Genomic DNA, 15,254 nt, shown 5'->3' with positions numbered 1-15,254 from the left:
GCAAAGCTCCTTTTCTTTTCTCACGGTGCGTGCCCGGCACGCACCCTACGGTGGTGGGTAGGGTGCGTGGTTGCCCACGCACCGCGGGTTATGCGTATTTCGACTGAATCTCTTCCGAGATGTTCTGCGGAACCGGATCGTAATGATCGAACTGCATCGTGAACTGCGCGCGGCCCGAGGACATGGAGCGCAGGGTGTTGATGTAGCCGAACATGTTGGCGAGCGGCACCATGGCGTTGATCGCAACGGCGTTGCCGCGCGGTTCCTGCCCGGTCACCTGGCCCCGACGGGACGTGAGGTCGCCGATGATACCACCGGTATATTCTTCCGGCGTGATCACTTCGACCTTCATCACCGGTTCCAGAAGCTTCGCACCGGCCTTCTTCATACCTTCGCGCATGCACATACGTGCTGCGATTTCGAAGGCCAGAACGCTGGAGTCCACGTCGTGGAACTTACCGTCGATCAGGGCAACCTTGAAGTCGATCACCGGGAAGCCGGCAAGCGGACCGGAGTCCATGACCGAGTTGATGCCTTTTTCGACACCGGGGATGTATTCCTTCGGAACCGAGCCACCGACGATGCGGGATTCGAAGGAGTAGCCTTCGCCCGGCTCTGTCGGAGTGATGATCATCTTCACTTCGGCGAACTGACCCGAACCACCCGACTGTTTCTTGTGGGTGTAGGTGTGTTCGACCTCGTGCGAGATGGTCTCACGATAGGCCACCTGCGGTGCACCGATGTTGGCTTCGACCTTGAATTCGCGCTTCAGGCGGTCGACGAGGATGTCGAGGTGAAGTTCGCCCATGCCCTTCATGATGGTCTGACCGGACTCGAGGTCGGTTTCGACGCGGAAGGACGGGTCTTCTGCTGCCAGACGTGCGAGGCCCTGGGACATCTTTTCCTGGTCGCCTTTGGTCTTCGGCTCAACCGCGATTTCGATCACCGGATCTGGGAACGTCATCGTTTCGAGCACAACCGGATCGTTGGCCGCGCAGAGCGTGTCACCGGTGGTGGTGTCTTTCAGACCCGCCAGCGCGATGATGTCGCCTGCAAAGGCTTCTTCGATCTCTTCCCGGTTGTTGGAGTGCATCATCATCATACGACCGATGCGCTCTTTCTTGCCCTTGGTCGAGTTCAGGATGCTGTCGCCCTTGTTCATCTTTCCCGAGTAGATCCGGGTGAAGGTGAGCGAGCCCACGAACGGGTCGTTCATGATCTTGAACGCCAGACCAGCGAACGGCATGTTGTCGTCGGCACGGCGCGCGATGTTGCGCTCTTCGTTCTCGTCGCCCGGCTTGAAGCCCATATAGTCGACCACGTCGAGCGGGCTCGGCAGGTAGTCGATCACGGCGTTGAGCAGCGGCTGGACGCCCTTGTTCTTGAACGCGGAACCACCCAGAACCGGAACGAAGTGCAGCGCGAGCGTGCCCTTGCGCAGCAGTTTGCGCAGGGTATCGACATCGGGCTCTTCGCCTTCGAGGTAAGCCATCATCGCGTCGTCATCTTCTTCGACGGCCGCTTCGATCATCTTGCCGCGCCATTCTTCGGCGACATCCTTGAGTTCGTCGCGGATCGGCTGCTTGACCCAGGACGCGCCCAGATCTTCGCCCTTCCAGACCCACTCTTCCATGGTCACGAGATCGACCAGACCTTCCAGTTCGCTCTCTGCACCGATCGGCAGGGCAACGGGAACGGCGCGCGCGCCGGTGCGGTCTTCGATCATGCGAACGCAGTTGAAGAAGTCTGCGCCGATCTTGTCCATCTTGTTGACGAACACGATACGCGGAACCTTGTAACGGTCAGCCTGACGCCACACGGTTTCGGTCTGCGGCTCAACACCTGCGTTGGCGTCGAGAACACAGACAGCACCGTCGAGAACCGCCAGCGAACGTTCGACTTCGATGGTGAAGTCCACGTGGCCGGGGGTGTCGATGATGTTCATGCGGAACTTGGTGTCCGATGTACCGTCAGCGGTCGGTTCTTCCTGACGCTGCCAGAACGTTGTGGTCGCAGCGGACGTGATCGTGATGCCACGTTCCTGTTCCTGCTCCATCCAATCCATGGTTGCAGCACCATCGTGCACTTCGCCGATGTTGTGCGACTTGCCGGTGTAATACAGGATGCGTTCCGAGCAGGTCGTCTTGCCTGCGTCGATGTGCGCCATGATCCCGAAGTTACGGTAGCGCTCGAGAGGATAATCGCGTGCCATGTGTCTTGGCTCCTATTACCAGCGGTAGTGGCTGAACGCTTTGTTGGCGTCGGCCATCTTGTGAGTGTCTTCACGCTTCTTCACAGCCGAACCGCGGGAGTTCACGGCATCGAGAAGTTCAGCGGCAAGGCGCTCTTCCATGGTGTTTTCGTTGCGGGCGCGGCTGGCGTTGATCAGCCAGCGGATTGCCAGAGCTTCGCGGCGCTCGGGACGCACTTCAACGGGCACCTGATAGGTCGCACCACCAACCCGGCGGGAGCGAACCTCGACCGACGGCTTGATGTTGTCCAACGCCTCGTGGAAGATTTCCACCGGCGCGCGCTTCACCTTGTTCTCAACGCGATCCAGTGCGTTGTAGACGATGCGCTCAGCGACCGACTTTTTGCCGTCGATCATCAGGTTGTTCATGAACTTGGTCAGCACCCGGTCGCCATACTTGGCGTCGGGCAGCACTTCGCGTTTTTCTGCGGCGTGACGACGAGACATCTCTTATTCCTCTTACTTCGGACGCTTCGCGCCATATTTCGAACGGCGCTGCTTCCGGTCCTTGACGCCCTGGGTATCCAGAACACCACGCAGGATGTGATAGCGCACACCGGGAAGGTCTTTCACACGACCGCCACGGATCAGAACCACGGAGTGCTCCTGAAGGTTGTGGCTTTCACCCGGGATGTAGCTGATGACTTCATAACCGTTGGTCAGACGCACCTTGGCCACTTTCCGCATCGCCGAGTTCGGCTTCTTCGGTGTGGTGGTGTAGACGCGTGTGCATACGCCCCGCTTCTGCGGGCACTGCTCGAGATGCATCGACTTCGAGCGCTTGATTTTCGGCTGCCGCGGCTTGCGGATCAGCTGTTGGATCGTTGGCATTCCGGTTTTTCCCCGTGTAGCTCACATATGTGGTGCACGGGGTGTCCCGTGCGGGTTTCGCATGAAGGCCCAGCGCGTCCGCGTGACCCTGTTCAATTCTCGCCGCTTTCGTACAAAAACGACGCAAAGAACCGCATCCGCTTCCCTCTTGGAAGCGATACGGTGCATTTCCAGAGGATCGGGGCTTCCGCCCGGATCTTGACCGCTCCAGTCCTGTAAATCGACAAAACGGGCGTGCGCCCTGTCGAATTAGGCGCGCGTATATGGGGAGTCGGTATGCTTGTCAACAGTGGCCCGGCGCTTGTGTGCCGGGCTTTGCCAAGGCACACTCCTCTTACTGCAAAAGGCATGGGGCGTCAGGGCAGATCGACATGCAAACCATATTATTTTGCCGGTTTTCCTATCCTGCAGAGGGCGGTTTTCAGGTCGACCACGACAGTATCGAAGCGCGCCGCGCCCATCTTTACGATCCAGCGCGCATGGAGACCCGGTTCGCACTGTTCGAACACCTCTGCCTGCCCGGTCTGAAGGCGCAGACCGATCCTGACTTCGATCTGATCGTGCTCGTAGGAACCTGCCTGCCGCAGACGTACCTTGCGCGGTTGCAGGACATTCTCGGATCACTGCCTCAGGCACGGATCGTGGCGCGGGATCCGGGGCCGCACCGGCAGGTGTGCCAATCGGTGCTCAACGCTGCCCGGCGGCACGTCAACCAGCCCTGTCTGCAGGTGCGCCACGACGATGACGATGCGCTGGCCGTGGATTTCGTGGCGCGGCTGCGCCAGGCCGTCGCGGATTGCGCGCCCTTGGTTCTGGGGAACCGGCTGGTCGGATTCGACTGGAACCGCGGCTATACGCTCTGTCGATCCGACATCAACCGCTTCGAGATCGCGGAGACCGTAACGCCCTATCTCGGGGTCGCACAGGCGATGGCAGTTCACGGGGGCGTCCGGCAAAGTCAGATGAATTTCGCTCACAGCCGGATCAACCGGTTCATGCCGACAGTCACCTTTACCGACCAGCCCATGTTCCTGCGCAGCCACCACGCCCACAACGATTCGCGACAGAAGGGAAAACTCGCCCAGCCCGACTTTCATGCGCCGACGCCGGACGAAATCGAAACGCTCAACCGCCGCTTCGCGCTTACGGCTGACGCGGTAGAACGGGCTTTCGCACCTTCCGCTTGAGCCGCGCCTCGCGCAGAAGGCTGAACACGCCCGTCGCGACAATGATGGACGCGCCGATCAAGGTCAGTGGCTGCGGCCACTCCCCGAACACGACAAAACCAAGGATCAGCGCCCACACGAGCCCGGTGTACCGGAAGGGCGCCACGAAACTCACCTCGCCCACCCGCATCACCATGACGCTGCACAGATAGGCGCCGATGATGAACGTGGTGGCCATCAGAACCAGAAGGGTCAGCCGGGGTGTCAGGGTGATCCACTCCTGACCAAAAGACCACGCCCCGGCGAACAGGGTCACCGTGACCGAGGAACAGAGTGTCACGGTCAGTGACGGCACCTCGCGTGACACACGGCGGGTCACGAGGTCTCGGACCGTGACCGCGAGCACCGCGCAAAGCGCATAGACCGAAGCGGACGTAAACCCGTCCGTGCCCGGTCGGACAATCAGCAGCATACCAACAAACCCGATCAGGATCGCGCTCCAGCGCCGCCAGCCGACGGGTTCCCGGAACACCAGCGCCCCGCCAAGGGTCACGGTCAGCGGCAGCATCTGCAAAAGCGCGGTCACATTGGCCAGCGGCATGGCCAGCAGCGCCGTCAGAAAGAAATAGGCGGCCGCAGCTTCGGCCAGGCCGCGCGCCAGAACCAGCGCCCAGTCCTTTGCCGGCAGGCGCAGTTTCAGTCCGCGGAAATACCACGCCATCGCAAAGAGCGCAGCCGAGGCCAGAACGCCCCGGATCACAAGAAGCTGCGACAGTGGCAGCACACCTCCGGTCGCCTTGATCGAGGCATCCCCGAAGGTGAACAGAGCCATGGCACCGCACATCAGCAGCGCACCGCGCATATTGTCGGAAAGGTGTTTCATTCCCTTCGCAGTAGCAGCCCGCGCGTCCGGCCTCCACGCCAAAAGCGACCTGCCAAAAACCTTTGGCTTTTCGAGCTTTGCGTGTATCGCAGAAAGGATCGCCCTGGGGTTTTCCGATGCGCGACAACAGACAGGAGTTCGCGTGGCCGTTCAGCACAATGACGATCTGACCACCGGGTCCATGCTGACCCACTACCTCAACCTTGCCATTCCGGCGGCACTGGGGATGCTGTTTTCGACCCTCTACAATGTCGTGGATGTGTATTTCGCGGGACAGCTTTCGACCGAAGCACAGGCCGGGCTGGCCATCGGATTTCAGGCGTTCTTCATCATGATGGCAGTAGGGTTCGGCCTTGGCTCTGCCCTTTCTGCGCTGGTCAGCAACGCCAAGGGAGAAAAGAACACCAAGGCCACCCGCAGCCTTGCCGCGCAGGGGCTGAGTTTCGGTGTCATTGCAACGGCTGTTCTGATGGTCGCCGGCTGGTTCGGCGGACCGTACCTGATTGCCCTTGTGTCCGAGCCCGGTGGCTATCGGGATGCCGCCCTTGGTTATTTCCGGCTCCTTATCCTCGCCCTGCCGGGCTTTCTTCTCGCGTATGGGGGCAATGGAATTCTGCAGGCGCATGGCGACACCCGGTCGATGCAGCGGGCGCTGATGGTGGCGTTTTTCGCCAACATCGTCCTCAATCCGCTGATGATGTACGGCATCCCGGGCATCTGGTCGGGCCTTGGCTTCAATGGCATCGCTGTCGCGACGGTGATCAGCCAGACCGGAGTGATGGCCTTTATCGTGTCGCGGATTTTCAAACTCAACATGATGGAGCGGGTCAGACGCGAAGAATTCGTGCCGGACCTTGCCTGTTATCGTGCCATCGTCGGACAGATGCTTCCGGCCAGCACCGCGCTCATCGTGATGTTCGTGTCGGGTTTCGTTGTGCAGTTCGCCCTGAAGAATTTCGGCGAACACGCCATTGCCGCCTATGGCGTGGCGCTCAGGATCGAACAGATCCTGCTGTTGCCGGTGCTTGGCATGACCGGAGCGCTGCTCCCGATCGCCGGACAGAACTTCGGCGCACGTCAGTATGACCGGGTGCGCGAGGCGGTGTTCTTTTGCTGGAAACTGGGTTTCGCGATCTCGGCCATCGCGATGCCGATCCTGTGGTTCGGTGGGTCCTACGCGATGCGGCCCTTCACCTCGGATCCCGACGTGATCGCTGTCGGCGCGAGTTACCTGCTGGTCGATGGGTTCCTGTTTCCGATCTATATGATGCTGTTTTCGATCAACTCTCTGCTGCAGGCGCTGAAGCGCCCGATCTACACGCTCTGGATCAGCATCTATCGCCAGGGCTTCGGAGTCGCCTTCTTCATCTGGGTGTTCATCGCGCTTTTGGGTTTCGATGTGTGGGGCGTCTGGCTGGGGATCGCGACGGCGGTATCCACCGGCTGGGTGATGGCGCTGATCGTCGCCGCCCGGGTATCCCAGGCAGCCATCGGCGGCTTGCGGCCGGTCCGCGCCTGAGCGGGCATCGACTGTCGAAACTGCGCTCTGAAAAAAAGAAAAACCCCCGCGACCGGCGCGGGGGTTTTTTATCGTTTGGTAAAAGTCGCGGTTTATTCGCGGCTCTCCGGGGTATCGACGATGATATTGTCGAACTCGTCCCCACCGATCACGTCGTCCATGGCATCGGGCGCCGCAAGTGCAGCAGCCGCCTCGGCCTCTTCGCGGCGCGCCTCGATCACGACATTGTCGCGGTCCTGCGCGATGCGACGCACCTTCTGGGTTGCCCCACCGGTACCTGCCGGGATCAGACGACCCACGATCACGTTCTCTTTCAGGCCAACAAGCTTGTCCTTCTTGCCCTGAACCGAAGCTTCGGTCAGCACGCGTGTGGTTTCCTGGAACGACGCAGCCGAGATGAAGCTGCGGGTCTGCAGCGACGCCTTGGTGATGCCCAGCAGGATCGGTTCGCCCTGTGCCGGACGGCCACCCTTCTTCTCGGCCTTCTCGTTGGCAAGGTCGAATTCCGCCTTGTCGACGTGTTCGCCCTTGAGAAGCGTGGTGTCGCCACTGTCGAGGATTTCCCACTTCTGCAGCATCTGGCGCACGATCACTTCGACATGCTTGTCGTTGATCTTCACACCCTGCAGACGATAGACGTCCTGAACCTCGTCGATCATGTAGTTCGCCAGCGCTTCGACACCCATGATGGACAGGATGTCATGCGGCGCAGGGTTGCCGTCCATGATGTAATCGCCCTTCTGGACGAAATCGCCTTCGACGACGGGGATGTGCTTGCCCTTCGGCACCATGTATTCCACGGGCTCGAGGCTGTCATCCGCCGGTTCGATGGTGATGCGACGCTTGTTCTTGTAGTCCTTGCCGAAGCGGACATAGCCGTCGATTTCCGCGATGATGGCGTGATCCTTGGGGCGACGTGCCTCAAAGAGTTCGGCCACACGCGGCAGACCACCGGTGATGTCCTTGGTCTTGGCGCCTTCGCGCGGAATACGTGCAACCACGTCCCCGGCTTTTACGTCCTGACCGTCCTCGACCGACAGAATGGCGTCGACCGACATCGGATAGGTGATCGGGTTGCCCGCCTCGTTGCGCAACGGCTCACCGTCTTCACCCATAAGGATGATTTCCGGCTTGAGTTCGTTGCCACGCGGCGCGGCGCGCCAGTCGATCACGATCTTCTGGGTCATGCCTGTCGCGTCGTCGGTCTCGTCCCGCACAGCCACACCTGCGGTGAGGTCCACATGCTTCGCGATACCTTCCTTTTCGGCGATGATCGGCAAGGTATACGGGTCCCACTCGAACAGCTTGTCGCCGCGCTTCACGGAGTCGCCTTCCTTGACGAAGACCTTGGTGCCGTAGCCCAGCTTGTGGCTGGCGCGTTCTTCACCGTGCTCGTCGATGATGCGCAACTTCATGTTGCGGCCCATGACCAGCGTTTCGCCTGCGGCATTTTCCAGTGTGTTGGCGTTTTCGAAGGCCACTTTGCCTTCCTGGCTGGCTTCGAGGAACGACTGCTGACCACCCTGGGCAACGCCGCCGATGTGGAAGGTCCGCATCGTCAGCTGTGTACCCGGTTCACCGATCGACTGCGCCGCGATGATACCCACGGCTTCGCCGGTGTTCACCATCGTACCGCGTGCGAGGTCACGGCCATAGCACATGGCGCAGACGCCCTCTTCGGCCTCACAGGTCAGCGGCGACCGGATACGCATGGTGGCAACACCAGCTTCTTCGATGGCATCCGACATGCGTTCGTCGATCAGCTGACCAGCACGCACGAGGATCTCGTCGGTGCCCGGCTTGACCACGTCATCCGCAGCAACACGGCCCAGGATACGTTCGGCCAGCGAGGCCACGACTTCACCGTCGTTGACTGCGGCTTCCGCCGTGATCGCACGTTCGGTGCCGCAATCATGCATCCGCACGATGCAGTCCTGCGCCACGTCGACAAGACGACGGGTCAGGTACCCCGAGTTCGCGGTTTTCAGAGCGGTGTCGGACAGACCCTTACGGGCGCCGTGGGTCGAGTTGAAGTATTCAAGAACGGTCAGACCTTCCTTGAAGTTCGAGATGATCGGCGTCTCGATGATGTCGCCGTTCGGCTTCGCCATCAGGCCGCGCATCCCGCCCAGCTGCTTCATCTGCGTGACCGAGCCACGGGCACCGGAGTGTGCCATCATGTAAACCGAGTTCGGTTCCATTTCGGCACCGGCCTCGTCGGTCTTGGCCGCCGAGATGGTGGACATCATGGCTTCAGTGACCTTGTCGTTACACTTCGACCAGGCATCGACCACCTTGTTGTACTTTTCGCCCTGGGTGATCAGGCCGTCCATGTACTGCTGTTCGAAGTCCTTCACCTGCTCGCGTGTTTCTTCCACGATCGGCCACTTGGTTTCGGGAATGACCATGTCATCCTTGCCGAAGGAAATGCCCGCGCGGAACGCTTCCTTGAAGCCCATCGACATGATCTGGTCACAGAAGATGACCGACTCTTTCTGACCACAGTAGCGGTAGACGGTATCGATGACCTTCTGAACGTCCTTCTTGCGAAGCAGCGTGTTCACGAGGTCGAAAGGAGCTTTCGCGTTGAGCGGCAGAAGCGCACCGAGGCGCACGCGACCCGGCGTGGTTTCGTAACGCTTGAAGATTTCGTTGCCTTCGTCGTCGATCTGCTTGACCCGGCATTCGATCTTGGCGTGAAGATGTACCTCACCCGCGTTGAGCGCGTGTTCAACCTCTTCGATAGAGCCAAAGACCATGCCTTCGCCCTTCATGCCGGCACGCATGATCGAGGTATAGTACAGGCCAAGGATCATGTCCTGCGACGGAACGATGATCGGTGCGCCGTTGGCGGGCGACAGAACGTTGTTCGTCGACATCATCAGAACACGGGCTTCAAGCTGCGCTTCCAGCGACAGCGGAACGTGAACCGCCATCTGGTCGCCGTCGAAGTCGGCGTTGAACGCCGAACAGACCAGCGGGTGCAGCTGGATCGCCTTGCCTTCGATCAGAACCGGTTCGAAGGCCTGAATGCCCAGACGGTGCAGCGTCGGCGCGCGGTTCAGCAGAACCGGGTGCTCGCGGATCACCTCGTCGAGGATATCCCACACTTCGGGACGCTCTTTCTCGACCAGCTTCTTCGCCTGTTTGACGGTCGAAGACAGACCCTTCGCTTCAAGACGCGAATAGATGAACGGCTTGAACAGTTCGAGCGCCATCTTCTTCGGCAGACCACACTGGTGCAGCTTGAGTTCCGGACCGGTCACGATGACCGAACGACCCGAAAAGTCGACGCGCTTACCCAGAAGGTTCTGACGGAAGCGACCCTGCTTGCCCTTCAGCATGTCGCTGAGCGACTTGAGCGGACGCTTGTTCGCACCGGTGATGACACGACCGCGACGGCCGTTGTCGAACAGCGCGTCAACGGATTCCTGCAGCATCCGCTTTTCGTTGCGGACGATGATATCCGGCGCACGCAGTTCGATCAGGCGCTTCAGACGGTTGTTCCGGTTGATCACGCGACGATAGAGGTCGTTGAGGTCGGACGTCGCGAAGCGGCCACCATCCAGCGGCACCAGCGGGCGCAGTTCCGGCGGAATGACCGGGATCACGGTCAGAACCATCCATTCCGGGCGGTTGCCGGACTCGAGGAAGGACTCAACCACCTTGAGGCGCTTGATGATCTTCTTCGGCTTCAGTTCGCCGGTCGCTTCCTTGAGATCGGCGCGCAGCTGCTCGGCCTCGGCCTCGAGGTCGATATTCGCGAGCATCTCACGGATTGCCTCAGCGCCGATATTGGCGGTGAAGGCGTCCATGCCATAGACGTCCTGCGCATCCATGAACTCTTCTTCGGTCATCAACTGGCCGTAGGTCAGATCGGTCAGACCCGGCTCGATCACCACGTAGTTTTCGAAGTAGAGAATGCGTTCCAGGTCGCGCAGCGTCATGTCCAGCATCAGGCCGATGCGCGACGGCAGCGACTTGAGGAACCAGATGTGGGCGCAGGGCGCGGCCAGTTCGATGTGGCCCATACGCTCGCGGCGGACCTTCTGCAGCGTGACTTCTACACCGCATTTTTCGCAGACAACGCCGCGATACTTCATGCGCTTGTATTTGCCGCACAGACATTCGTAATCCTTGATCGGGCCAAAGATACGCGCGCAGAACAGGCCGTCACGCTCGGGCTTGAACGTGCGGTAGTTGATGGTTTCGGGCTTTTTGATCTCACCGAAAGACCACGACAGGATCCGCTCCGGCGACGCGAGCGAGACCTTGATTTCGTCGAACACCTTGGGCGGTGTGACGGGGTTGAACGGGTTGTTGGTCAGTTCCTGGTTCATTTTCAAATCCTTGAATTGGGGGGAGGCGCAGGTCGGGCAGCGTTGCCCGACCTACCGATGAGCGATGGCGTTACTCATCATCCTCCGCATCCAGGAGTTCCATATTCAGGCCGAGGCCGCGCACTTCCTTGACGAGAACGTTAAAGCTCTCGGGAACGCCCGCTTCAAAATTGTCCTCGCCCTTGACGATGCTTTCATAGACCTTGGTCCGGCCCGCGACGTCGTCCGACTTGACGGTAAGCATTTCCTGCAGGGTGTAGGCGGCACCGTACGCTTCGAGCGCCCAGACCTCCATTTCCCCGAAACGCTGACCACCGAACTGCGCCTTACCGCCCAGCGGCTGCTGGGTGACGAGGCTGTACGGCCCGGTCGAGCGTGCGTGGATCTTGTCGTCCACCAGGTGGTGCAGCTTGAGCAGGTACTTCACACCGACGGTCACCGGGCGGGCAAACTGCTCACCGGTGCGGCCGTCGAACAGGATCGACTGACCCGAGGTGTCAAAGCCCGCACGCGTCAGCGCGTCATTGACGTCGGCTTCTTTCGCACCGTCGAAGACCGGCGTTGCGATCGGCACACCGTGCGTCACGTTGCTGGCCGCCGTCACAAGCTGACCCTCGTCCATGCCAGCGATGCCCTCTTGATAGACATCGTCGCCATAGGCAATGCGCATCGCTTCGCGCACCGGGGTGAGGTCGCCCGACCGGCGGTACTCCTGCAGAGCCTCATCGATCTTGACGCCAAGACCGCGCGCGGCCCAGCCCATGTGGGTTTCAAGGATCTGGCCGACGTTCATACGCGACGGCACGCCCAGCGGGTTCAGACAGAAATCGACAGGGGTCCCGTCTGCGAGGAACGGCATATCCTCCATCGGTACCACTTTCGAAATCACACCTTTGTTGCCGTGACGGCCGGCCATCTTGTCGCCCGGCTGCAGCTTGCGCTTCACCGCCACGAACACCTTGACCATCTTCATCACGCCCGGGGGCAGATCGTCACCGCGGCGCACCTTCTCGACCTTGTCCTCAAAGCGGGCGTCGAGCGCGCGTTTCTGCGCCTCGTACTGCTCGTTCAGGGCTTCGACGATTTTGGCGTCGTCTTCGTCTTCCAGCGCCAGCTGCCACCACTGACCACGGGTCAGGCTGTCAAGCAGCTCTTCGGTGATCTGGCTGTTCGCCTTCACGCCTTTGGGGCCTTTGACAGCCATCTTGCCGAGGATCATGTCCTTGAGGCGCGCATAGATGTTGCGGTCGAGGATCGCCAGCTCGTCGTCCCGGTCACGGGCCAGACGTTCAACTTCCTCACGCTCGATCTGCAGCGCACGTTCGTCTTTCTCGACGCCGTGGCGGTTGAAGACACGCACTTCCACAACGGTGCCGAAGTCACCCGGCTTCACGCGCAGCGAGGTGTCGCGCACGTCGGATGCTTTCTCACCGAAGATGGCGCGGAGGAGTTTCTCTTCCGGCGTCATCGGGCTTTCGCCCTTCGGAGTGATCTTGCCGACCAGAATGTCGCCCGGCTCAACGTCCGCGCCGATATACACGATGCCCGCCTCGTCGAGGTTGCGCAGCGCTTCTTCACCGACGTTCGGAATGTCGCGGGTGATCTCTTCCGGCCCGAGCTTGGTGTCACGCGCGGCGACTTCGAACTCTTCGATATGCACCGAAGTGAAGACGTCATCGCGGGCGATCCGCTCGGAAATCAGGATCGAGTCTTCGTAGTTGTAACCGTTCCACGGCATGAACGCGACGATCACGTTCTTGCCCAGAGCCAATTCGCCCAGATCGGTCGACGGGCCGTCAGCGATCACCTCGCCCTTGCCCACAACGTCACCCACGTTCACCAGCGGACGCTGGTTGATGCAGGTGTTCTGGTTCGAGCGCTGGAACTTGCGCAGACGGTAGATGTCCACACCGGCGTCGCCCAGCTCGAGGTCTTCGGTTGCCCGGATCACGATACGGGTTGCGTCGACCTGGTCGATCACACCGGCACGGCGCGCCATGATGGCAGCACCCGAGTCGCGTGCAACCACACCTTCGATCCCGGTGCCGACCAGCGGCGCCTCGGAGCGAAGGGTCGGAACCGCCTGACGCTGCATGTTCGAACCCATCAGGGCGCGGTTCGCGTCGTCGTTTTCGAGGAACGGAATGAGCGAGGCCGCAACCGACACCAGCTGCTTGGGCGACACGTCGATCAGGTCAACGGTTTCATTCGGAGCGAGCGTGTATTCACCCGCCTGACGGGTGTTCACGAACTCATTGATGAATTTGCCGTTTTCGTCGATCGAGGCGTTCGCCTGCGCAACGGTGTGACGCTGCTCTTCGGTGGCGGACATGTACTGGACGTCATCCGTCACCTGCCCATTCACGACCTTGCGGTACGGTGTTTCGATAAAGCCGTACTTGTTCACGCGGGCAAAGGTGGCCAGCGAGTTGATCAGACCGATGTTCGGACCTTCCGGCGTTTCGATCGGGCACATCCGGCCATAATGGGTGGCGTGCACGTCGCGCACCTCGAAGCCAGCGCGTTCGCGGGTCAGACCGCCCGGTCCAAGGGCCGACAGGCGGCGCTTGTGCGTCACTTCGGACAGCGGGTTGGTCTGATCCATGAACTGCGACAGCTGCGAGGAGCCGAAGAATTCACGCACAGCCGCAGCCGCCGGTTTCGCGTTGATCAGGTCCTGCGGCATGACGGTGTCGATCTCGACCGAGGACATACGTTCCTTGATCGCGCGCTCCATGCGGAGCAGACCGACGCGGTACTGGTTTTCCATCAGTTCGCCGACCGAGCGCACCCGGCGGTTGCCAAGGTGGTCGATGTCGTCGATGTCGCCCTTGCCGTCGCGCAGCTCTACCAGAGCCTTGACGCAGGCCACGATATCCTCGCGGTCCAGCGTGCGCTGGCTGTCTGGCTTGTCGAGCGCCAGACGCATATTCATCTTCACCCGGCCAACAGCCGACAGGTCATAGCGTTCGCTGTCGAAGAACAGGGTGTCGAACAGCGCCGACGCCGCTTCGACGGTCGGCGGCTCACCCGGACGCATGACGCGATAGATGTCCATGAGCGCGGTTTCGCGGTTCATGTTCTTGTCGTTCGCCATGGTGTTGCGCATGTACGGGCCGACGGTGACGTTATCGATGTCGAGCACCGGAATTTCGGTGATGCCCGCATCCAGCAGCTCTTTCAGGCTGCCGCCGGTGACCGCACCGTCCTTGTCGACGGTCCATGTCAGCTCATCGCCGGCTTCGACATAGATCGCGCCGGTGTCTTCGTTGATGATGTCTTTCGCGACGAACTTGCCCACGATCTGCTCGAACGGGAGCAGCAGTTGGGTGATCTTGCCCTCGTCGATGATCTTCTTGACGGCACGCGGCGTGACTTTCTTGCCTGCCTCGGCGAACACTTCACCGGTGGCTGCGTCGACCAGGTCATAGGTCGGACGGGTGCCACGCACACGCTCGGGGAAGAACTTGGTTTCCCAGCCTTCACCTTTGCGCAGCGAATAGGTCACGGTGTCGTAATAGGCATCCATGATGCCTTCCTGATCGAGACCCAGCGCGTAAAGCAGCGTGGTCACAGGCAGCTTGCGGCGACGGTCGATGCGCGCGAAGACAAGGTCCTTGGCATCGAATTCGAAGTCGAGCCACGATCCGCGGTACGGGATGATCCGGCAGGCAAAGAGCAGCTTACCCGAGCTGTGTGTCTTGCCCTTGTCGTGATCGAAGAACACGCCCGGAGAGCGGTGCATCTGGGATACGATAACCCGCTCTGTTCCGTTCACGACAAATGTGCCGTTCGGCGTCATCAGGGGCATATCGCCCATGAACACGTCCTGTTCCTTGATGTCTTTGACCGACTTCGCACCGGTATCTTCGTCGACATCGAACACGATCAGACGCAGCTTCACCTTCAGCGGCGCGCTGTAGGTCATGTCGCGCTGCTGACATTCCTCAACATCGTATTTCGGCTTTTCCAGCTCGTAGCTGACAAATTCCAGCACGCTGGTTTCGTTGAAATCCTTGATCGGGAAAACCGACTGGAAGACACCCTTGATGCCTTCGCCATCAAGCGGCGCTGGCTGGTCACCAGATTTCAGGAAAAGATCGTAGGAGGATTTCTGAACCTCAATGAGGTTCGGCATCTCCAGAACCTCGCGGATTTTACCGTAGTATTTGCGAAGACGTTTCTGGCCAATGAAGCTTTGCGCCATGGTCGATATCACCTTTTCATTCTCAGCTGAGCGTCACGCCGTCGGGCCCCGGCGGTC

8 protein-coding genes are annotated in these 15,254 nt (G+C 60.4%); 2 read left to right on the top strand and 6 right to left on the bottom strand.

Annotated elements, in window-relative coordinates:
• Positions 1–88: 88 nt before the first annotated feature.
• The 3 genes from fusA to rpsL are packed head-to-tail and all read right to left on the bottom strand — an operon-like array spanning position 89 to position 3,082.
• Complete coding sequence (gene fusA, locus MGEO_RS19410) at positions 89–2,212, bottom strand: elongation factor G (RefSeq protein ID WP_085641393.1); 2,124 nt, start codon at positions 2,210–2,212, stop codon at positions 89–91.
• A gap of 15 nt (positions 2,213–2,227) precedes the next feature.
• Positions 2,228–2,698: a 30S ribosomal protein S7 gene (rpsG, locus tag MGEO_RS19405; RefSeq protein WP_085641392.1), complete on the bottom strand. Its 471-nt coding sequence runs from the start codon at positions 2,696–2,698 to the stop codon at positions 2,228–2,230.
• Between the two features lie 12 nt (positions 2,699–2,710).
• Positions 2,711–3,082, bottom strand: coding sequence for a 30S ribosomal protein S12 (gene rpsL, locus MGEO_RS19400; protein WP_050931498.1), 372 nt, complete (start codon positions 3,080–3,082; stop codon positions 2,711–2,713).
• 371 nt (positions 3,083–3,453) lie between these two features.
• Here rpsL and MGEO_RS19395 point away from each other — a divergent pair, with 371 nt between their 5' ends.
• Positions 3,454–4,269 carry a putative rhamnosyl transferase gene (locus MGEO_RS19395; protein WP_085641391.1) on the top strand — a complete coding sequence of 272 codons (816 nt, stop codon included), beginning with the start codon at positions 3,454–3,456 and terminating at the stop codon, positions 4,267–4,269.
• Here MGEO_RS19395 and MGEO_RS19390 read toward each other — a convergent pair.
• Complete coding sequence (locus MGEO_RS19390) at positions 4,226–5,131, bottom strand: DMT family transporter (RefSeq protein WP_085641390.1); 906 nt, start codon at positions 5,129–5,131, stop codon at positions 4,226–4,228. The two genes, MGEO_RS19395 and MGEO_RS19390, sit on opposite strands and share 44 nt — an antisense overlap.
• Before the next feature lie 142 nt (positions 5,132–5,273).
• Here MGEO_RS19390 and MGEO_RS19385 point away from each other — a divergent pair, with 142 nt between their 5' ends.
• Positions 5,274–6,650 (top strand): MATE family efflux transporter, encoded by a 1,377-nt coding sequence (locus tag MGEO_RS19385; RefSeq protein WP_408607530.1) that lies wholly within the window; start codon positions 5,274–5,276, stop codon positions 6,648–6,650.
• A gap of 92 nt (positions 6,651–6,742) precedes the next feature.
• On the opposite strand, the gene rpoC is transcribed toward MGEO_RS19385, so the two are convergent.
• Together rpoC and rpoB are read right to left on the bottom strand one after the other, a co-directional pair.
• Complete coding sequence (rpoC, locus tag MGEO_RS19380) at positions 6,743–10,990, bottom strand: DNA-directed RNA polymerase subunit beta' (protein WP_085641389.1); 4,248 nt, start codon at positions 10,988–10,990, stop codon at positions 6,743–6,745.
• Positions 10,991–11,060: 70 nt separating this feature from the next.
• Complete coding sequence (gene rpoB, locus MGEO_RS19375) at positions 11,061–15,197, bottom strand: DNA-directed RNA polymerase subunit beta (RefSeq protein ID WP_085641388.1); 4,137 nt, start codon at positions 15,195–15,197, stop codon at positions 11,061–11,063.
• Positions 15,198–15,254 lie beyond the last annotated feature (57 nt).

The organism is Marivita geojedonensis, from assembly GCF_002115805.1.
In the GTDB taxonomy this organism is placed as follows: domain Bacteria; phylum Pseudomonadota; class Alphaproteobacteria; order Rhodobacterales; family Rhodobacteraceae; genus Marivita; species Marivita geojedonensis.
Note: the sequence above shows the minus strand (reverse complement) of the source record. Positions and strands in the feature narration are given on the sequence as shown.